Origin of the sequence: uncultured Aquimarina sp. (assembly GCF_947492115.1) — a bacterium.
Taxonomy (GTDB): domain Bacteria; phylum Bacteroidota; class Bacteroidia; order Flavobacteriales; family Flavobacteriaceae; genus Aquimarina.
In genome coordinates this window covers 23,036-43,470 of sequence record NZ_CANLMM010000006.1, presented here as the reverse complement: position 1 = coordinate 43,470, position 20,435 = coordinate 23,036, and the positions used below count along the sequence as shown (strand labels likewise).

The following is a 20,435-nucleotide window of genomic DNA, read 5'->3' as shown; positions in this document are numbered from 1 at the left end:
AATTTGTTTAAATGAAAAAAATTATTCTTGTTATTGTTGCGTGTTCGTTTTGGTTCGCGGGTACTGCACAATTTAATTCTTCGGCTCCTTGGATGAAAGAGCTTAATGCGCAAAAAAAGTCTTCCGGTGATAGTGAACCTTTAAAATTCCAAGAAATTGTAGATGCTTTTAATGAGTATTGGAAGGATAAAGATCATACTAAAAAAGGTTCTGGATATAAGCCTTTTAAAAGATGGGAGAATTTTTGGAAGGATTGTTTAAATGATGATGGAACCTTAATGAGCCCAAAACAGATTTGGGATGCTGGAATGCAAAAAAATGCATTACAAAGTAAAATGGTGGATAACAGTAATTGGGTGGCTATCGGTCCAGATGATATTATTGATAGATCTTTTTCTAGCGCTAATATTGGTCGTGTGAATACCATTATTGTAGATCCTGTTGATCCTAATAAATATTATGCAGGTACACCAGCAGGTGGTATTTGGAGATCTTTAGATGCGGGAGCGTCTTGGGTACCACTATCAGATGAATTACCTCAGATTGGGGTTTCTGCAATAGCAATTGATCCAGTTGATACTGATATTATTTACATTGGTACTGGAGATGATGATGCTAATGACACCGTTAGTGTAGGTGTTTTGAAATCAACAGATGGAGGACAAACTTGGAATACGACAGGCCTAACATTTACGGTTTCTGGAGCTAATAATATCAGTGAGATATATTTAGATCCTTCCGATAGAAATAAAGTTTTTGTTTCTAGTAGTAGAGGGTTTTATAAGTCTACAAATGGAGGAACTAATTTTGCCAGAATTTTTAATGCCGATCTTAATGATATGAAATTAAAACCTGGAGATTCTAATGTGATATACGCGGTTTCAGATTCTCAAGTTTTTAGATCTGATGATAATGGAGATTCTTTTTCAACAATTACGAGTGGATTACCACTATCTTCAACTTTGTCAAGAATGGTAATTGATGTAACTCCTGCTAATCCAAATTACGTTTATGTAATGAGTGCGGCGAATGATGCTAATTTTAGCTTTGAAGGAATTTACAAATCTACTGATAGTGGTGTGAATTTTACTAAAACGGCTTTTACAAATACAGATATTTTTGGAGCTGGTCAGGCATGGTATGATATGGCATTAGCTGTTTCTGATACTGATGCAGATGAAATATATACTGGAGAATTGGATATCTGGAAATCTACAGATGGAGGAGATAACTTCACTCAAGTAAATAGATGGTCCGTTAGAACAGAATCTTATACACATGCAGATATACATTTCTTACGTTTTTTTAATGGAGATTTATATTGTGGTAGTGATGGTGGTATTTTTAAATCTACAAACGGAGGTAACACCTTTAGTGATCTAACACAAAAAATGCAAATTGGTCAATTTTACGAGATTGCTGTTTCTAATTCTAACGGTAAGTCTAAGAAAATGGCAGGTGGATTACAGGATAATGGAAGTTTTGGATTAACAACTGCAGGAGAATGGAATGTATATGGTGGTGGAGATGGTATGGATGCTGCTATTGATCCTAATAATGATGATAACTATTATGGTTTCATGCAGTTTGGTCAAAATTTATGGATTTCTACTAATGGAGGTCGTACTCAGACATCAAGAGTAGCAAGACCAGGAGATGTAACCAATAACACAGCAAATTGGGTTACACCACTTCGAATGAATAGTGAAAGTGAATTGTATGCAGGATACAACGCAGTTTATAGACTAGATGGAAATGCTTTTGTTCGTGTGTCTCCAGATTTTACAGGTTCTTCGGATACTGGAAGACATAGAATAGACCAATTAGAAATTGATCCGTCTAATTCTGATATTATGTATGCTACCATTAACGAAACGATGTGGAAAAGTACAGATCGCGGTGTGTCATTTACAGAAATAGAATCTTTTACCTTAAGTATATCTTCTGTGACTATTCATAGTAGTAATAGTAACATAGTATACGTAACAACATCTGGAAGATCAGGTGGTGTATTTAGATCAACTGATGGTGGTCAAAATTTTACGGATATTACTGGAGATTTACCAGCTGTTCCGAAATTGGTAATTAAGCACCAGGGATTACATTCTCAAGATCCTTTGTATGTCGGTACAACAATCGGTGTGTATAGAACTGATAATACAACTCCAGGAGTTTGGGAGACATTTGATAATAATTTGCCTAACTCTCCTGTTAGAGATCTAGAAATTAATGTTAATGATGGTAATATTACAGCAGCAACTTATGGTAGAGGTGTTTGGCAGTCTCCTATTCCTGTTGAATTAGCTCAAGATGATATTCGTTTAGTTGCAATTAATTCTCCAGGTACGGAAATTAATTGTGGAGCAGTTTCGCCTTCTTTTACAGTTAAAAATAACGGTACTAATCCAATTTCTTCTATTGATATAGAGTATGTGGTTGATGGTAATTCTAATACTACTACTTGGACAGGGACTATAAATTCTAATGCAACTGCGGTAATTGATTTACCTGAATTAAATTTAGATTTAGGAGAGCATAGTATCAGTGTTGTAGCTTCGGTAGCAAATGATGCAAATGGAGGGAATAATTCTATAGACGTTAATTTTAATACTAATTCAACTTTTAATGTTTCAGAAGGTGTAAACGATTTTGAGGATGCAAGTGATGCTTTATTAACAGGTGGAGGAGTTTTATGGGAAAGAGGAGTTCCAGCAGGTGCTTTATTAAATACAGCTGCGTCTGGACAAAATGCTTATGCAACTAACCTAGATGGTAACTATCCTGATGGTATAACTAGTTATTTGATTTCTAAATGTTATGATATGACTACCGTTGGAGAAAATCCTGTTCTTAAGTTTAATATGGCTTTTGATATAGAGTTGGATTGGGACTTTATCAATGTAGAATATTCTACAGATGGTGGGGCTGCATGGAATATTCTTGGCTCAGCTAACGATCCAAACTGGTATAATAGTGATACGGCGGTTAATTTAAGCAATTGTGCTACTTGTCCTGGAGCACAATGGACTGGAACTGATGCGACTATGAAAGAGTACAGTTATGACTTATCAGCGTTTTCTGGTGAGAGTAACTTTGTTTTCAGATTTAACTTTGTGTCTGATGGAGCATTTAATAATGAAGGTGTGGTTATTGATGATGTTGTTATTGAAGGAAATACACTTAGTGTAGAAGAGGTAGAAAACAGACCGGCACTAAGCTTGTTCCCAAATCCTTCAAGTGGTATTTTTAATATACAATGGAGAAACGCTGCTAATGTTTCTTATACCGTTTCTGATTTAACAGGAAAGGTAATTGCATCTCAAAAAGGATTAATTTCTTCTGAAAATGCAGCTCAAATTAATTTATCTAATTACGCAAGAGGAATGTATTTCCTTAATGTAAACTTAGATGGTGTAGAAGAAACAAAAAAGCTTATTAAAAACTAAAGGTTTCACTTATTAATAGGTTATTATTATCATCTGTTAATAAAAAATAACTTTAATATAAAGAAGGCTGTCAGCAATTTATTGCGGACAGCCTTCTTCGTTTTATCTGTCATCACTATTTAAAAAAGATGGATCTAACGATCAGTTTTCGTTTAATAAACAAAGATATTCCAAAGAGAATATAGAATACACTTTTGAAAGTATACCAAAAAGTAAACTGATAAAAAGCTCCTGAAGGAACACCACTTGGTTTTATAATGATGAGTGTGTGTAATACTATCCTTAGTAATCCATAACCAATTAGTAATATGCTCCAATATTTAATTAGTTTTGGAGTGTTTTTTTTCTTTTTAAATAAATAAAAAAAGGGAGATGTTAGTATTATCATTATCAAAAAAGGGTAGAATATACCTGCTAATAGATATTCAATACTTTTAATGATAAAGGGAATAAAACTTACAATTAATAAGATTTCATATAGCTTGTTGGGTAATGTTTGTCTTTCAGGTCTCATTGTGCTAGTTTTTTAAAAATTTTGAAAACGAAGTTTGTGGAGGATAATAGGTAGTCAAAATTGATAGTTTCATAAGTGTCTTTGGGAGTATGAATAAAAGGTGTTGTATCTCTTTTAGCATATTCTTCAGAAATTCCAACAGTGCTAAAACCCTCATCAATAAATGATTTATGATCAGAAGAGCTTACTGTAGTGCTGTATATGGGAATGTGGTATTTCTTAGCATTGCTTTCATATAGATTTTTAAGCTTCTTAGAGGGTAACTCTATTTCAATTCCATAATTTTGATCCTTGTCCCATCCCATCATATCTATAGTGTGTACAGAATGTATCTTTCTATTCATTTTTTTTAGCATTTTTGCGTAAGCTTTACTGCCGACTTCTCCATCCTCCTCTTGATCGAACAAAACGATAAGAAAATTGATGTTTCTTTTCTTTAGTTTTGCGAGTTTATAGGCAATGGCTAGGCTTAAGGCTACTCCCGTAGCATTATCAATAGCGCCAGGACAATTACGTTCAGAATCATAGTGTCCTCCAAATAGTAGGTATTCATTGCTATCTGTAGTAGCAGGTAATATCGCAGCAACGTTAATTCCCTTTACGGGTGGTAAACATAAATCAAGTAATGGATTTCCGTTTGAGGTGCGGTAATAATGATTTTCAAGTTGCCAGCCTATTGAAGATAAATAATCAGATAGATAATTTGCAGTAATATCGCGCTCTTTAGGTGATGCCCTTTGGTTTAAATAGATTTTATCTTTAATAGGAGTCTTTCCTGTTAATTTTTGTAAGATCTCCATTTGTATTGAGGTGATCTCTTTCTCAGGTGCTAGTTGATTTTGAGAATTAGACAAAAAAGGAGTTAATAGTAGGCCAACAATACTGAGTTTTTTTAATAAATTATTCATTTACATTTGTTTAAGTGTTTTTCAAATCTATATGTAATCATTCCTTTGAGCTAAATTTTATGATCAATATAGATGTGTATACTGCACACTATATAAATTTATGGGTGCAAATGTATCTATGTATTTTTGTAGCGCGTTGGTCATTGTTTTAATAGTGTTTATCCATTAAATTAGTTGAGATCATCAAAAAGAAATACATTTGGATTATGTCTAAGCGTTATAGAGAATATTTTCATGTCATACTTCTTGGAACTATTATTCTCATTTCCGTCATTGGAATGGTTCGATTCAAAAGGCTTGAAGAACTTTCAGGATTACCAATTCATGATTATTATTTTTATGTATTTCAACTTATCTTTTTGCTTACTATTGGATACATCGTAATACGTTGGTTTTTCAATTTGTGGAAACAATATCAAACACTTAAAAATGATAAGAATAAGGCTGAATTAATGCTATTGAAAAGTAAGGTGGATCCTCATTTTTTCTTTAACACCTTGAATAATCTATATGGTCTCGCGATAGAGAAATCGGAGAAGGCTCCTGATGTAATCTTAAAACTTTCGGAAATAATGCGTTATACTATTTACCAAGGAGCGGAAGATGTGGTGTCTATACAACAAGAAGTAACGTATTTAGAACAATATATTGAGATTCACTTGTTAAGATATAAAAAAGAAGTAGCTATTTCTTTTAAAAAGGATATAGATGATCATCACCTAAAGATAGCTCCATTGTTGCTTATAATGCTGCTAGAAAATGCTATTAAGCATGGTGTAGAAAGTATGATTACAAATGCATATGTTAAAATAAATTTGAGTGTAAAAAGTAGTACGTTGTCTTTTGAAATAGAAAATAATTTTAAGTCAAATACTAAAAATGAGAATAAAGAGGGTATAGGTTTGAAAAACTTAAAGAAAAGACTTCAGTTGTTATATCATAAAAAACATCAATTAACACTTAGCAGGGATCATGATGTTTTTAAAGCAATGTTAGAGATAAAGCTATGATTAGGTATATGATTTTGGATGATGAACCTATCGCACATCGGATTATTGAAGGTTTTGCAGATAAACTCCCAATGTTGCATAATGTTGGCAGTGCATATAACGCATTCGAAGCACTTTCTCTTTTAGAAGAAAACAAAACAGATCTTTTGTTTTTGGACATTAATATGCCAGAGTTAAGCGGCTTCGAGTTCTTAAAAACACTTTCTCGTCCTCCTAAAATTATTGTTACCTCTGCTTACAAAGAATTTGCACTAGAAGGATACGAGTTGGATGTGATAGATTATTTATTAAAACCTTTTGCATTTGAACGATTTCTAAAAGCCGTTAATAAAGTGATTCTTTTAGAAAAAAATGAAATACCGTTAGAAGGCTCGGAAAGGAATCAGTATATATTTATGAAATCAGGTAAGAAACAAATTAAAATATCTTTAGATGATATTCTTTTTATCGAAGCTGCTGGAAACTACTGTAAAGTATTTCTGGAAAATCAAATGATTCTTACCTTATATAAAATTTCTACCTTCGAAAAAGAGTTACCTTACAATTTTTTGAGAATACATCACTCATTTATCATATCAAAAGAAAAGATCCAAATTATAGAGGGTAATCAAATTAAAATAGGTGATCATAGCATTCCTATTGGACAAACCTATAGAAGTACTGTGAATAAAATGTTGTCGAGATAAGAGGAAAGCTTTCTAGAGCTTTAAAAAAATATAAAAGAGGCTGCATAGTACAGCCTCTAGTAAGTTTGGAAATTATATTAATTCAAGGTGGCAATAGGCGCAGTATGTCCTCCTTTACTTACGGATCCATCAGTAGCAGTACTATTACCTCTTAATAGTAATATTCCAGCTACGTGTGGTGAGGCCATAGAAGTACCTGAAATTCTATTAAACTGTCCGTTTAACCAAGTTGACCAAACATCTGTTCCTGGAGCCCAACGATCAACACTTCTTCCGAAGTTTGAACCAGAGGCAGGAGCATCTGTGTTAGTCATATTACCTACAACCCAAGTATTAGGGGTTTGTAATAATTTTGGAGAATAAAATTGAGTGTCGTCATTGCTATTACCTGCCGATGTAGCTCCATAAGTGGTACGCTCTAAGTTTCTAAATGCATCATCTATTGCTTGCGAGGTAAATCGACTATTGAAACCTACACTAAAATTCCAGGTTTCACCAGTATTTGCGTTATCCGCAACATAATCTACTCCTTGAATCAGACCGTCAACAGTACCATTTCCATCGGCATCTAGAACTCTAACGGCAACTACGGTTGCGCCGTATGCTACACCAATAACTCCAGAGCCGTTGTTCCTGGCAGCAACTGTTCCTGCTACATGTGTTCCATGTCCGTCTTCATCTACCCAAGATCCACCAACAAAACTTATGCTTTGATTCGTGTCTATAGTTAAATCGCTATGAGGGGCAATACCGCTATCTATTATCCAACAAGTTTTTCCGACACCATTTCCTCTACCTACTCGATTTATACCCCATGGTAAAAACTCTCCATTACTCAGCTGTGAGTCATTGGTTACAGCTTTGTTTTGTACTGTAGGAGGAAGACTGCTTACCGGTTTACCAGATTTAAAATTTGCTTTTAGTATATAATTCGGTTCTACATAAGCCACTGCAGGATCTTCTCTAAGTGATGTTACCTGTTCCGTAGATAGATTTCTAGCAGTAAAACCTTGTATTGCTTTGGAGTAAGTGTTTTTGATATTCTTAATCGAAATTCCCTGTCGGGATAGGATTTTGTTGGATTTATTTTCTATTTCTGCACTTTTACCGGAAATGGATTGATCCTGATGATATACTATGATATATTCACCAGGTATGGCCTGACTAGCTCCTATATCATTTACGATATCTATTTCAGATGCTGTATCGTTAAAGGTTTCTTCATTCTTTTCACAACTATAAAATAGAAATGAAAAAACGGTAATTGTGCTTAAAATTCTAAATCTAATCTTCATGATTTTGAGTTTTGTGTTAAGGTTTAATTTAAGAGTATGATGAGTGATTAGTTTATGTGCTCATCTCTATTATAAACGTTCGAAAAATGAAAATCCCTAAAAAGGAATTGATGTATTGTATAAGCGGAATATTCCGCTGTATAAAACGTTGAAAACACTAAATAAACAACAGAAATAAATTGAACGATTTTAACAAAAGAAGAGTTAATTCTTAGTGTTTTTTGTGAATTAACACAATAGTTGTGATGAAAATAAGGATTGTATTGATAAAATTTTAATGGGTAGGAATAGGCTAAATTTTAGAAAAAATGTCATGCTTCTTTACTGTTGTATTTACTCTGTATATATCTATAATTTGTTTCCTGCTCTCTATTTGGTTTGTTACTAAAAAATACCTTGAATCCTTATTATCCGAGTGTCATAAAACTATTTTTTTGTTTGTACTCGGATTCTTGAACGAGTTCGAATCTTATACAAACAAAAAAGCTCACCATTTGGTGAGCTTTTCATTCTTAAGTGACCTCGGCAGGATTCAAACCTGCAACCTCTTGAGCCGTAATCAAGTGCACTATTCAGTTATGCTACGAGGCCTTTTTTGCGGGTGCAAATATATGTGAAAATTATAAATTAAAAAACTATTTTAAAATTTCTTTTTTAAAATTTTCAGTGATTTTATAAGCTTCTTGAAGATTATCATCCTTTACTAAAAGCTCACTCGAATTTTGAAAAGTTCCAAAGCCTGCTAATCTTGCAGATTCATCATGATTTTTAATGATGGTAGCAATGCCTGCCTCATCAAGTAAAAAAGCTAACCTGTTTGCAAGTATTGATGTTCCGATATATAATTTTACGTATGTTCCCATAATGCGATATTTTTAAATATTTTTTAAGTGGGATGCATTATACATCCCATTCTTAAATTCTACTCTTTAGATGTTTTTTGAGACATCATTTTTTTTGCTAAGTCCGCACCAATTAGTGATTGTAATAGGTTGGTGTCTTTTCCTGATTTTCCTCCATCCTGAATATAAATTTCAGGTAGTTTTAGATCCTTTAATTGCTTGGCAACGTTTACAGAGGTTTTAAATTCCCATTCAGCTCGCTCCTGTGGTGTAAGACCAGCATTTACCAGCTTTGCATTCTCATAAGACTGTGCGTCTGCCATTGTTTTCTGAGTTTTTGCTTTAAACTGTGCTACTTCATAGTTTTTTCGCTCTTCTATAAGATTGAATTCTGCCACCTTAGCTTTTGTTTCTGCTTCGATGGTTTTTTGAATTTGCTCTTTTTCTAAGCGAGCTCTTTCTGCAGCTTTCTCAGCTTCTCCACGAGCAATCTCCTTTTGAGCTCTATAGAATTCGCGTTCTGCCTGCTGTTTTTCTAATTGTGTCTGTGCTACTTCTTCTTTCTGTAACTGAAGACGTTTGTCAAACTCAGGCTCCCAGTCGATTTCAGTGACAACTGCTTGTACCACCGTTAAACCATATCCTCTTAATGAGTTGCCTTTCTCGCGAACAGGCTCTCCATTATGATATTTTATACGAAATCTCTTTTGTTTCGATTCTTTATTAGGAATAGTTCTTACTGTAGTACTATCACCAATAGTTTCTCTGGTTTCTGTAGCAATAAACTCTTCCAAAACATACATTCCGTTTTCTAGCTGATCTTTGAAATACCGATCAAAATCAGATGCTTGTCCAGATATATAATCTTGTGCATCCATAAGTTTACAAGTATTCTTAATAGACTGATCTATGTTAGGGATAATTCTGGATCTGATTAAGTTTTTCTCCGTTTTGTTACGATCTGCCACAGATAAAAATTGATCTTCATCTGCAGTGTTGATACTAATCACTACCGAAGTAGCGATTCTCGCTTTTACCGCATCGCTAAATGCCCAATATTTTGCTTTGTCTACATTAGCGTATTTGCTTTGCTCGCCCAACTCATTTTTCTTGTTAGGGATAACGTATTTAATAGGTAATTCAAACTGTATAGGGATTAATCTTCCCCACATTTTGGTATTGATTCCCTGGTTAACTACTGCTTTCTGGCTTCCCCAAGGGTATTGTACTGCATACGCTGTTCCCGGTTCTGCATAAAAGAACATCCCAGAGATGACACTCATACATAACCCTATAAGGATCATGGCAATGTTTCTTTGTCTAGTGAACTTGTGTAATAATTTTGATTCTTTGAAAAATGGTTTGATGATGAAAATGGTAACTCCAATAATAACCATTATGATTCCTAAATATGTAAGCATAGCAATGACTTTTTAAAATGTTAGTTATTTATAATTAATCAAAAAGAAAGACTATGTTTTACATGATTTCTAGGTTTTAAATTGAAAATAATTGTTATCGTATTGTTGTACTTTTTTAAAATATAGTACTAGAAGTTTATAAAAAAATATTTTGGAAGAAATCTATGAAAGTGAATATTTTTTGTAATCTAAAAGATGATTCATGTTTTATTATGTAATTATATACTCTTTAATATTGTTATAAAATATAACTTAAAAAGAATTTTTTATAAGTAATTGTAAGAATTGAAGGCTATTTTTTGAGATGGTTTTATAATCCAAGAGGCTTTTGATAATTTTTGAGGCTCTTTTTTCGATTTTCATTATTTTGCAACTATGAACATAAAAGAACTGATAAGAGATATTCCTGACTTTCCTAAACCAGGAATTATATTTAAAGATATTACTCCTTTACTAGCTAATTCTGAAGCTTTGGTATATGTAGCAGATCAACTTGCGGAGTTAGTTCCCAGTGAAATTAAAGTAGATAAGGTAATTGGTATTGAAGCTAGAGGCTTTATTCTAGGAAGTATGATTGCGCAACGTTTAGGTGCTGGATTTGTTCCAGTTCGCAAACAAGGTAAATTGCCATCAGACACTTATAGCAAGAGTTATGGGTTAGAATATGGAGAAGATGTTTTAGAAATCCATCAGGATGCTATAAAAAAAGGAGAACGTATACTAATTCATGATGATGTGTTGGCAACTGGAGGAACGGCAAAAGCCGTTTGTGAATTGGTAGAACAACTAGGAGGCGAAGTTGTGCAGTGTAATTTTATTATGGAATTAAGCTTTCTAAATGGAAAAGATAAACTTGATTATCCTATAGCTTCTGTATTACAATATTAGCAGAAGGGACAAATAAAAAGCGTCTTTACCGCGGTAAAGACGCTTTTTATTTTTGTATTATTCTCTAAAAAATTATTTTTTGGTAATCGCAATGATGGCGCCATCTTTTGCTTTATCTCCATATAGGCTAATGGCAATATTAGATTTTAAGAAATCTACTTCTTCTAACTTATCGGCTTTGGCTAATTCATCCAACGTTTTGAAGTCTGCTTCTTTTCCATCTATAATGATTAATTTTTCGATATCTGGATCATCTACAAAGCTGTACTTCTTAGATTTTCCAAAATTCGCAGGGAACTGCTGGTTGTTAAAGAATATATTCCCATCTTCATCTTCATTAAAATCAAAAGAATTCATGATTTGATCTTTTAATTTCCCAATGTTAAAATGTTTTCCATTGAAGAATATTGAATCCCCTTCCTGGTCAAAATCAAAATTGAATCTGAAATTCTGGTTTTTTAAAATGCTGTCTAGGTCAATAGTTTGATGATTAAAACCAATTTGATTTCTCCATGAGTTGATATCAAACATTCCGGAATTGGTGATATATAGATTACCATTTTTATATCCAAGTTCTACATCAGATATGGGTTCTGATGATGAGGAAGAATATTTACTTTTCGCATTTCCCTTTTTTAAAACGATGCTTAAGCTAGTGATTTCATTTTGTTCATTAAACTGTATCTTTTCGATAATTAGCTCAATACCGCTTTCAGAAAAAAAGTCCTTTAGGTCTTCTAACTCCTTTTCTGTGGTGTCTTTATTAATTGTTGCAATAATCTCATTAGGTTGCAAAGTATATTGAGCGGAGTCTGTAGGTAGTTTGGATGTAAATGCTGTTAAGGAAAGTATACCTAGTATACCCATTCCTAAAAAGATCCATTTTTTCATACTAAATATTATTTTTCGGGTTTCGATTTTTAATTGAAATGAATTCGATTATAAATACGAAAACGGAATAAAGATGTTGCAAAAAAGATCTATTGTAGCAGTGTAAATTTCTGAAAGTAAGATTTATAAAGCTCTTTTTGTGACATATAATCTCCACCCAAAAATAAGTAGCTGAAGTTTAGAGGCTTTACTTAAATCTAATCTTCTTTTTGTAAAGCTAGGGAGTAATATTTTGTTTACTCTAGCTAAAAAAATAAAGAATGGTTTGGTCATATCAGTAAATCATAAGGTATGAAGAAAATCTTTCAGATATAAAAGTAAGCAATTTTAACATTACTATACCTAATTGTAAGTGGAGCTTCTATTAGCCTAGTGATATTCTTACTTTTTGAAGTGAAGTATCTCGTTTAGTGATTTTTGATTGTTTTTCTTCTTTGAGTTCAAGATGAATAGGATCTTTTTCTATCATCGCAATGAGTGATTTTTTAGCTTCAAATTTCTTTTTTCTTGTGTATTCTTTCGAGTATCCTGTTATTTCTGAAATTTCATTCATACTTTTCCCTTCACAAAAAAGCTTTAATACTTCTTTAGATGATTTACTCAACTTGTAGAAATATTTACGATATAAATTTTCCTTTTCCGTTTGTTCAATCTCCATATCGATCATATTTTTTTCTTTGCATTTTTGAACTTGACGTTCATCAAAAATTATTTTTTGATTTTTTCGGAGCCGATTTCGCCAGATATTTTTACAAACTCCTTCGAAATAAGCAGATAAAGAAGTTTCTATTGTAAGAGTGTTTGTTTTTAACTTTTGATATAGGATGATCATTGCATCTTGGAAAATGTCTTCTACATCTAATTGATTTCCTGAGTTTTTAATTATATATGTTCGGATGCAGGGGAGATGCTTTTGGTAGAACTCTTTTATAATTAATTCATCTCCTGAGACAATTCCATGAATGATGTTTTGATCTTTTATCATTTTTTATAAATAACTAGATGAGAGAATTATTTAGTTGTTATTATAATTGCCCCATTTTTAGCAATGTCTCCATATTGCTTTAGAGCTTTACTATCGGGTATTCTCATAATATTTGTAAAGGTGCTATGGTCTTTTTTTCTTAATTCGGAGTAAGTAATTACAATGTTGTCTATTATAATGATAGGATCTATTTCTTCCTTCCATCTAATTTTTGGGATTCCAAATTTTTCAAATATTTTATTTATTTTAAAATTTGAAGCTTTAATTAAATTAGCCTCTCCTTTATTATAAGTTACAAATCCCATATAAGGTGTAGTTGAGCTGTGCTGTTCGGTTTCTTGAAAGTCCAAAATTCTAACCGTAATATCTTCTTTTCCAAATTTTTCGTAAAATGCCTCCATGAATAGTTCTTTAGCGGGAAATGGGATAGCATTTTCAATTATAATTATTCCGTCTTTAGCAATAGTACCGTACAATTTCATGGCTTCATCAGGTTGAATTACTTCTATATTTGATATTACCATAAATCTTTTATTTAATAGTTCGGATTTTTTGTAAATAGTGTTATTAATTTTATATACAGAACCTTCATTTAAGCCTATAATGTTAGAATTTGTTTCATTCATTGTCTTTCTATACTTATGGCTTATATAGCTATAATCAGCAAAGAATTTAAAGATTTCTATCTCACCATTTTCATTGGTTTCTCTTACCAATGATAGATTGAAAATCTTGCTATCATTGTCTTCATCAGCAATCCCACCAGTATTTCCAAATTCATCTTCAAAGCTTATGTTAATTTTGGAAATATATCCATCATGATATTCCAATGTATGGATTTGTAAATCAGTTTTAAACTCATCTTTTAGTCTTTTTTGTAATGCAATAATCTCGTTCTTAGTAGTAGTGGGAGCAATTAAGAATTCATCAATACGATTAGGAGAATTTCGATCTCTAATGGTTTCTTTTTTCTTTTTAGGGATTTTCTTTAAAACTACCGGTATTTGTGTTGTTTTGTTTTGTTTCTTAACAAAAGTAGTTTTAACCTCGTCAGTTTCATTTTTTACAGTTTCTTCTTTTGTTACTGTATTTTCTTTTTGAACAGGTTTCTTCGGGTAGATTATAGGAATATGTTTTATTTCTTCTTTGATGTTGAAACTCATCATGAAAACAACTAACATTGGTGCTATAGTAAATAATTTCCATACTTTTTTTCTATTAGATCTTTCTGTATTTAGCATTATTATTCGTTTTTTGATTAACGATTGATGAAAGTTATTGGTAATGGTAGAAAAATTTTTGGAAGCTACTTGTACTATAGCTAATTGGTAACTTTTTTTAAGATCACTTTTTTTTGTGATTTCCTGATCTACGATGAACTCTAAATTTTGTTGTAACGCTTTTTTGTATATCCATATAAAAGGATTCATCCATTGAAAAGCACATAATAATGTAACAATAAGAATGTCGTATGTATGTCTTTGATAAACATGAATTTTCTCATGTTTAATAATCATATCCAGCTCATCATCTGTATGTAAGGATGGATTAATGACAATACTTTTGTTAAAAGAAAAGGGAGCGATTTTTTTGTCTATAATTATTTGTTTATATCCCTTTTTGTTGGTTGTTATCCCTTTGCTAATCAGTCTCGTAATGGTAAATAGTTGCCAAAAAAACCAGGTAAGGAAGACTAGTATTCCTATTGTATAAAGTGTTAAGAAAATAAGTTCCCAGTTCCGCTTTTTTTCTTTTATAGGGATCTCTAAGGAAGATTCTATGGGAAGCGGTGTTTCGCTTAATATATTTTGAGATGCCGTCTGATATTTTGGAGATGTAGTTTGATGAATTTTCTGTTGCAAAGGAACTTCTATCTCAGTAGTAGTTTTAATTGTAATAAGAGGTAAAAAAACAGAACACATCATCCCAGCTAAAAAGAAATGTCTATTCAAACTAAAGAAAGTGTCTTTTTTGAGAAATAACGAATAAGTTAAATAGAATAGCGCTAAAATTCCACTTGATTTAAGAATGTAAGGAAAAAAATAATCCATGGTTTACTTCTTTTTGTTGATTATATCAAGAATTTCTTTTAGCTCATCTTCCGTTACTTTTTCTTCTTTTGCAAAAAATGATAGCATATTCGTATAGGAATTATTAAAGTATTCTTTGATGGTTTTACTTACATATTTATTTCGATATTCTTCTTTACTTATAATTGGGTAATATTGATGGGTTTTTCCAAAGGCTTTATGTCCAATATATTTTTTATCCTCTAGATTTCTAATAACTGTAGATATCGTGTTATAATGAGCAGCGTTATTAAGTTCAGCCTTTATTTCCTTTGTAAAAGCTTTACCTAGTTTCCACATAATTTTCATTATTTCTTCTTCTTTATTTGTAAGTTTTTCCATAAAAGTATAGAGTTGTAACTAATGGCAAAGGTATAACTAAAAAAACAGTTATACAACTGTTTTTTTAGTTACATAACTGTTTTTTTAGTTATAAGAGTGATTTGTTTTAGATTTTGAGCATAAAAAAAACTGTCTGAAAAGCTTATTCTTCAGACAGTTTTTTAATATCTACTGTATGATGGACGTATTACTTAGTTAGGATTTCAACTACACCATTTTCAGCTTCAACACCGAATTTTTTTAGTGCTTTTTCGCCTTTATAGACGTTTACAGACTTAATTTTGTTTTTGTTTATACTACCAAGCATACTCTGATCTGCTTTTTTTCCGTTAATGAATATTAACGGTTTTTTACCATCTTCAGTGGAGCCAAATCGAATATCCTCATTATCTATATGAATGTCTAAACCAGTTTCTTTTTTATAGTTCTTTTTGGCATATTTCTTAGTGGTAATCTGAATAACTCCATCTTCTGCTTTTTTTCCGTATTTTTCAATGCCTTTTTTACCTTTAAGTACTTCTATTGTTGCGATATCATCTGATTTTAGTTTTTTGACATCTTTTTGACTAGCTTTTTTACCATCTATATAATAAAGAGGTTTCTTTTTAGAATTGCCATCAAACTTAAAGGTGGTTTCATGACTGTCAGAATGGAAATGAATACCGTCTTCATCATCATTACTTTTGATTATGAAACTATTTTCACCTTTCTTTTTGGATAGTTTGTGTTTAGATTCTTCATTAATAATGAAATAGCTTTGTCCTTCATCATCCGATTGTATTTCTATACTTTGAACATCAACATGTCTGCTTTTGCCGTCTTTGCTGATCCAAATATTCTTGTTTCCTGACTGACCGATATTGATCTTTTCTTCCTTACTGTCGTAGGATAATACCAAAGGATTGATGGGCTTGTCATCAGACACGGAAAAATTAGCATTACTTTTACTAGAGGTTACTTCTATGCTGATGCTTGTGATTTCGTTACCACTATTTCTTTCGATATCGCTAAAACTTACTTTTACGTCGTACTCGTTTTTTAAAATACGCTTTACTCTCTCTAGTTCTTCTTTTGTAGATGTTTTGTTAATAACAAACTCGATAGTGTTTTTCTTTTTGATTTTGGAAACCTGTGATTCGACGATCTTGTTTTTCTGTGAATTAATTTTTGGTTTTTCAGTTTTCTGAACAGCACCTATTTTTTGTTTAGTAGGAAGATTTTTAGTAGGATACCTGTTGTCTGATGAAATTGTAACCTCTTCCTTTTTTGGGGATTCTAGTTCATTTTCTTTTTTAGTGATATCGGATATCGAAGAGATTTTGTCGTTAGAAGTAATTACTTCTTCAGGAATATCGGCCTGATCGATATATCGTATTTCAGTTTTGGTATTAAAACTCCATAAAAATAAACTTAGTAATGGAAGGATGATAGTGGCTTTCCATAGATTCCTGTGATTTGACTCTTTTTTGTTTAACATAACGATTCGTTTTTTGATTAATGATTGATAAAAATTATTTGTGATTGATGAATAATTATTTGCTGATACTTTGACTAATGTTAATTGATAATCCTTTATAGAAGAAAGGTCTCTAGTAGCTTCCTGATCGGCTATAAACTCCAAATTTTGTTGTATACTTTTTTTGTATAACCATGAAAGAGGGTTCATCCATTGGAATATTACAAATAAATTGATAAGTAAGATATCAACGCTATGGTATTGCGCAGCATGGATTTTTTCATGTTTCAGGATCATTTCTAATTCTTTAGAATCATGTAGTAAGGGATTGAAAATAATGTATTTGAAAAATGAAAAGGGTGCAATATCTTCTTTGGTTTTTACAAAAGAAAACCCCTCATCTTGACAATTATGGCTTTTATTTAAAATTTTGCGCAATGAAAAAAGTTGAATTGCAAAACGAACTAATAGTATTGATGTAGTTACCAGATAGATACTTAAAAGAACGGACCACCAATCGATAATTGAAGATGTTGCTACAACTTGTGTAGGAGTATCAGTACCATATTCAATAAAATGAAAATTGGGTTGCTCTATAAATTTTATTTGGGTAAACTCTAAGAAGGGTAATAAGATTGCTCCAAGTACTCCTGCTATCAAAAAATGTCTATTTGCAGAAAAGAAAGTGTCTTTTCTCAGTAGAAAGAAATAGACAGCGTAGAACAATGAAAGTATGATACTCGATTTAAGTAAATATAATAGAAATGCCTCCATAGCTTTATTTTTTTTGTTCAATTACTTTTAAAATCTCTCTTAGTTCTTCTGCAGTGATTTTTTCTTCTTTGGCAAAAAAGGAAACCATGTTTTTGTAAGAGTTGTTGAAGTACTGGGTCATTGCTTTACCTACAAATTTGTTTCTGTAAGCTTCTTTGGTTATGACTGGATAGTATTGATGTGTTTTTCCAAAAGCTTTATGATCGATATATCCTTTTTCTTCAAGATTTCGAATGATCGTAGAAACTGTATTGTAATGTACTGTGTTGTTTAATTCAGCTTGTACTTCTTTTGCAAATGCTTTTTCTAGCTTCCATAAAGCTTGCATAATTTCTTCCTCTTTATTGGTGAGTTTTTCCATAGTCTCATTTATTTGAGTTCAAATATATAACTACAAATCTAGTTTCACAACTATTTTTATAGTTTTTAATTGATTTCAAGGTGTTTGATTTGTTAAAAAAAGGCTGTAACATTTACTAGATATGATATACTTATTCTATATTCGCAATCAAATTAATAGCATATGATTCAGAGTATACTTTTTGTGGTAATTGGTTTTGTTTTACTCGTGGTAGGAGGAGAGTATTTAGTGCGTTCTTCAGTAGCATTATCGTTTCGATTAAAGTTGTCGAAGATGGTTATCGGGCTTACTGTGGTATCGTTTGCTACTTCTGCACCTGAGTTATTGGTGAGTTTGCAAGCTGCATTGGGTGGATCGGCTGACCTTTCATTAAGTAATGTAATTGGATCTAATATTGCTAATATCGGTTTGGTTTTAGGGATAACTGCATTAATTGGTCCTTTGGCAATTGATAAAGACTTTTATAAGTTTAATTGGCCAGTTATGGTGTTATTGTCTTTAGTATTGTATGTTTTTCTTGACAATGATGGTGTACTTACTAGAATAGAAGGTGGTGTTTTATTGGGTTCTTTGTTGGTATATATGTTTTTGTTGATAAAAAGAGCGAGAAAGCAGGCCGATAGCTCCGTTGAAGATGTGGACGATTCTTTAGAAAGTGTATCTAATTTTAAAATGATACTTTGGTTGTTGATAGGTGGTGTTGCTTTGTATTTTGGTTCTGAATTGTTAGTAGAAGGAGCAAAGGATATTGCTACCAGAATGGGAGTGAGTGAGGCGGTTATTGGACTTACTATGGTAGCTGTTGGAACTAGTGTGCCGGAATTGGCAGCATCTGTGATTGCCGCATTAAAACAGGAAAAAGCAATCTCATTAGGAAATCTTATTGGGTCCAATATTTTTAATATTGCTTCGGTATTAGGAGTGACTTCTTTAATTCAACCTATTTCTGTTACGGATACTCGGTTGATGAATATTGATATTTTTTGGATGTTAGGTTTTGCTATGATATTATTACCGTTAGCTTTTATTCCAAAAAAAATGGTCCTCGGTAGGCCTAAAGGATTCTTAATTTTTGCAGGCTACTGTATTTTTATAGCCTTGGTTTTTATAGGTTAGTTTCAAAAATAAACATCGTATTAGTAAAGTTTGCTTTTAATAAGTTTCCTATAGTTTTGTTTAGTTGTTATTGCAAGTTAATCATGGACGTACAGTCTTATTTTGCTTGTGTATAATGTTTCTTTTGTATTGACTTTTTAAAAGGTAAAGAAGTTAATAAGTAAGAAACCTAGCTTTCTTTGTTTTGGATCGCATTTAATGTTATTATAAATAAAAAAACAGCCTTCAATTACGAAGGCTGTTTTTGCGTTTAACAACTTTAGTTAGTTACTATCTTTATGTTATGCTGTAACTGGTATTTCAGCAGTTTTTACAGTCTTAACAATTCTTGCAGCAATTTTGTATGGGTCTCCATTAGAAGCTGGACGACGATCTTCTAACCAACCTTTCCATCCTCTTTCTACAGTTATGATAGGAATTCTAATAGATGCTCCTCTGTCGGATACTCCATAAGAGAATTCGTGTATCGACTGTGTTTCGTGTTGTCCTGTAAGTCTTTGGTCATTAAACTCTCCGTAAACTGCAATATGTTCTGCAGTTACAGGTCTGAATGCTTCACAAATTGCTTCGTAAACTTCTTTAGAACCACAAGTTCTTAAAATCTCGTTAGAGAAGTTTGCGTGCATACCAGAACCGTTCCAGTCACCTTTGATTGGTTTTGGGTGGTACTCAATGTAGTATCCATATTTTTCAGTTAATCTGTCTAGTAAGTATCTAGCTATCCAGATTTCATCTCCTGCTTTCTTAGCTCCTTTAGAGAATAATTGAAATTCCCACTGTCCACTAGCAACCTCTTGGTTAATACCTTCGAAGTTAAGACCTGCATCGATACATAAGTCAGCATGCTCTTCTACGAAATCTCTTCCGTGAGTATTTTTTCCTCCTACAGAACAATAGTACATTCCCTGAGGACCTGGATATCCACCTACAGGAAACCCTAGAGGTAACTGAGTAGTTTTATCCATAATAAAGTATTCTTGTTCGAAACCAAACCAGAAATCATTATCATCATCATCAATAGTCGCTCTTGCATTTGATTCGTGAGGTGTTCCATCAGCATTTAAAACCTCAGTCATTACTAAATATCCATTTCTTCTTGTTGGATCAGGATAAATAGCAACAGGCTTTAATAAACAATCAGAAGATCCTCCTTCTGCTTGCTTTGTAGAACTACCATCAAATGACCACATTGGGCAATCTTCTAACTTCCCACTAAAATCTTCTTCAATTTTTGTTTTACTTCTTAGATTAGCAGTTGGTTTATAACCATCTAACCAAATGTATTCTAATTTAGCTTTACTCATAATTAACACTTTATAAATTGAACTCTTAAAGGTTTCAAAATTAGTTTTATTTTGTGATAACGGAAAAAAAATAGGGGGTCAAATGTATTTTTTTTATTAATTTTTATCAACACCCTACTTTTTTATA

At 32.2% G+C, this 20,435-nt stretch carries 17 protein-coding genes and 1 tRNA gene; 5 read left to right on the top strand and 13 right to left on the bottom strand.

Annotation, left to right across the window (positions count from 1 at the left end; genetic code table 11):
- The first annotated feature begins 11 nt into the window (after positions 1–11).
- A complete protein-coding gene (locus tag Q1A73_RS17830) occupies positions 12–3,446 on the top strand; it encodes a T9SS type A sorting domain-containing protein (RefSeq protein ID WP_299608209.1) in 3,435 nt (1,144 codons plus the stop codon).
- A gap of 510 nt (positions 3,447–3,956) precedes the next feature.
- Here Q1A73_RS17830 and Q1A73_RS17825 read toward each other — a convergent pair.
- A complete protein-coding gene (locus Q1A73_RS17825) occupies positions 3,957–4,868 on the bottom strand; it encodes a M28 family peptidase (protein ID WP_299608206.1) in 912 nt (303 codons plus the stop codon).
- A 206-nt stretch (positions 4,869–5,074) separates the two neighbouring features.
- On the opposite strand from Q1A73_RS17825, the gene Q1A73_RS17820 reads away from it, so the two are divergent.
- On the top strand, positions 5,075–5,878 hold the full coding sequence (locus Q1A73_RS17820; protein ID WP_299608203.1) for a histidine kinase: 804 nt from the start codon (positions 5,075–5,077) through the stop codon (positions 5,876–5,878).
- Positions 5,875–6,564, top strand: a complete 690-nt coding sequence (locus tag Q1A73_RS17815; RefSeq protein WP_299608200.1) for a LytTR family DNA-binding domain-containing protein — start codon at positions 5,875–5,877, stop codon at positions 6,562–6,564. Before Q1A73_RS17820 ends, Q1A73_RS17815 begins: the two co-directional genes overlap by 4 nt.
- 77 nt (positions 6,565–6,641) lie before the next feature.
- Here the strand turns inward: Q1A73_RS17815 and Q1A73_RS17810 are convergent, their stop codons facing one another.
- From Q1A73_RS17810 to Q1A73_RS17795, 4 genes are all read right to left on the bottom strand, one after another.
- Positions 6,642–7,859, bottom strand: a complete 1,218-nt coding sequence (locus Q1A73_RS17810; protein ID WP_299608197.1) for a S8 family serine peptidase — start codon at positions 7,857–7,859, stop codon at positions 6,642–6,644.
- Between the two features lie 517 nt (positions 7,860–8,376).
- A tRNA-Arg gene (locus Q1A73_RS17805) sits at positions 8,377–8,450 on the bottom strand.
- 44 nt (positions 8,451–8,494) lie between these two features.
- A complete protein-coding gene (locus tag Q1A73_RS17800) occupies positions 8,495–8,722 on the bottom strand; it encodes a DUF2007 domain-containing protein (protein WP_299608194.1) in 228 nt (75 codons plus the stop codon).
- A 59-nt stretch (positions 8,723–8,781) separates the two neighbouring features.
- On the bottom strand, positions 8,782–10,122 hold the full coding sequence (locus tag Q1A73_RS17795; protein WP_299608192.1) for an SPFH domain-containing protein: 1,341 nt from the start codon (positions 10,120–10,122) through the stop codon (positions 8,782–8,784).
- 375 nt (positions 10,123–10,497) lie between these two features.
- Here Q1A73_RS17795 and Q1A73_RS17790 point away from each other — a divergent pair, with 375 nt between their 5' ends.
- Positions 10,498–11,010 (top strand): adenine phosphoribosyltransferase, encoded by a 513-nt coding sequence (locus tag Q1A73_RS17790; RefSeq protein WP_299608190.1) that lies wholly within the window; start codon positions 10,498–10,500, stop codon positions 11,008–11,010.
- A gap of 72 nt (positions 11,011–11,082) precedes the next feature.
- On the opposite strand, the gene Q1A73_RS17785 is transcribed toward Q1A73_RS17790, so the two are convergent.
- The 7 genes from Q1A73_RS17785 to Q1A73_RS17755 all read right to left on the bottom strand — a co-directional run bounded on the left by Q1A73_RS17785 (position 11,083) and on the right by Q1A73_RS17755 (position 17,888).
- Entirely contained in the window at positions 11,083–11,901 is an 819-nt protein-coding gene (locus tag Q1A73_RS17785; protein WP_299608188.1) for a hypothetical protein, read from the bottom strand.
- 123 nt (positions 11,902–12,024) lie between these two features.
- Positions 12,025–12,174 (bottom strand): SsrA-binding protein, encoded by a 150-nt coding sequence (locus Q1A73_RS17780; RefSeq protein WP_299608186.1) that lies wholly within the window; start codon positions 12,172–12,174, stop codon positions 12,025–12,027.
- A 91-nt stretch (positions 12,175–12,265) separates the two neighbouring features.
- Positions 12,266–12,886, bottom strand: coding sequence for a sigma-70 family RNA polymerase sigma factor (locus tag Q1A73_RS17775; RefSeq protein WP_299608183.1), 621 nt, complete (start codon positions 12,884–12,886; stop codon positions 12,266–12,268).
- A 26-nt stretch (positions 12,887–12,912) separates the two neighbouring features.
- Complete coding sequence (locus tag Q1A73_RS17770; RefSeq protein WP_299608181.1) at positions 12,913–14,937, bottom strand: M56 family metallopeptidase; 2,025 nt, start codon at positions 14,935–14,937, stop codon at positions 12,913–12,915.
- Positions 14,938–14,940: 3 nt separating this feature from the next.
- On the bottom strand, positions 14,941–15,297 hold the full coding sequence (locus Q1A73_RS17765) for a BlaI/MecI/CopY family transcriptional regulator (RefSeq protein ID WP_299608179.1): 357 nt from the start codon (positions 15,295–15,297) through the stop codon (positions 14,941–14,943).
- A 187-nt stretch (positions 15,298–15,484) separates the two neighbouring features.
- Complete coding sequence (locus Q1A73_RS17760; RefSeq protein ID WP_299608177.1) at positions 15,485–17,527, bottom strand: M56 family metallopeptidase; 2,043 nt, start codon at positions 17,525–17,527, stop codon at positions 15,485–15,487.
- Between the two features lie 4 nt (positions 17,528–17,531).
- On the bottom strand, positions 17,532–17,888 hold the full coding sequence (locus tag Q1A73_RS17755; RefSeq protein ID WP_299608174.1) for a BlaI/MecI/CopY family transcriptional regulator: 357 nt from the start codon (positions 17,886–17,888) through the stop codon (positions 17,532–17,534).
- Between the two features lie 162 nt (positions 17,889–18,050).
- On the opposite strand from Q1A73_RS17755, the gene Q1A73_RS17750 reads away from it, so the two are divergent.
- Positions 18,051–19,004 carry a calcium/sodium antiporter gene (locus tag Q1A73_RS17750; protein ID WP_299608171.1) on the top strand — a complete coding sequence of 318 codons (954 nt, stop codon included), beginning with the start codon at positions 18,051–18,053 and terminating at the stop codon, positions 19,002–19,004.
- Between the two features lie 281 nt (positions 19,005–19,285).
- Here the strand turns inward: Q1A73_RS17750 and Q1A73_RS17745 are convergent, their stop codons facing one another.
- Positions 19,286–20,308 (bottom strand): glutamine synthetase beta-grasp domain-containing protein, encoded by a 1,023-nt coding sequence (locus Q1A73_RS17745; protein ID WP_299608168.1) that lies wholly within the window; start codon positions 20,306–20,308, stop codon positions 19,286–19,288.
- Between the last annotated feature and the right edge of the window lie 127 nt (positions 20,309–20,435).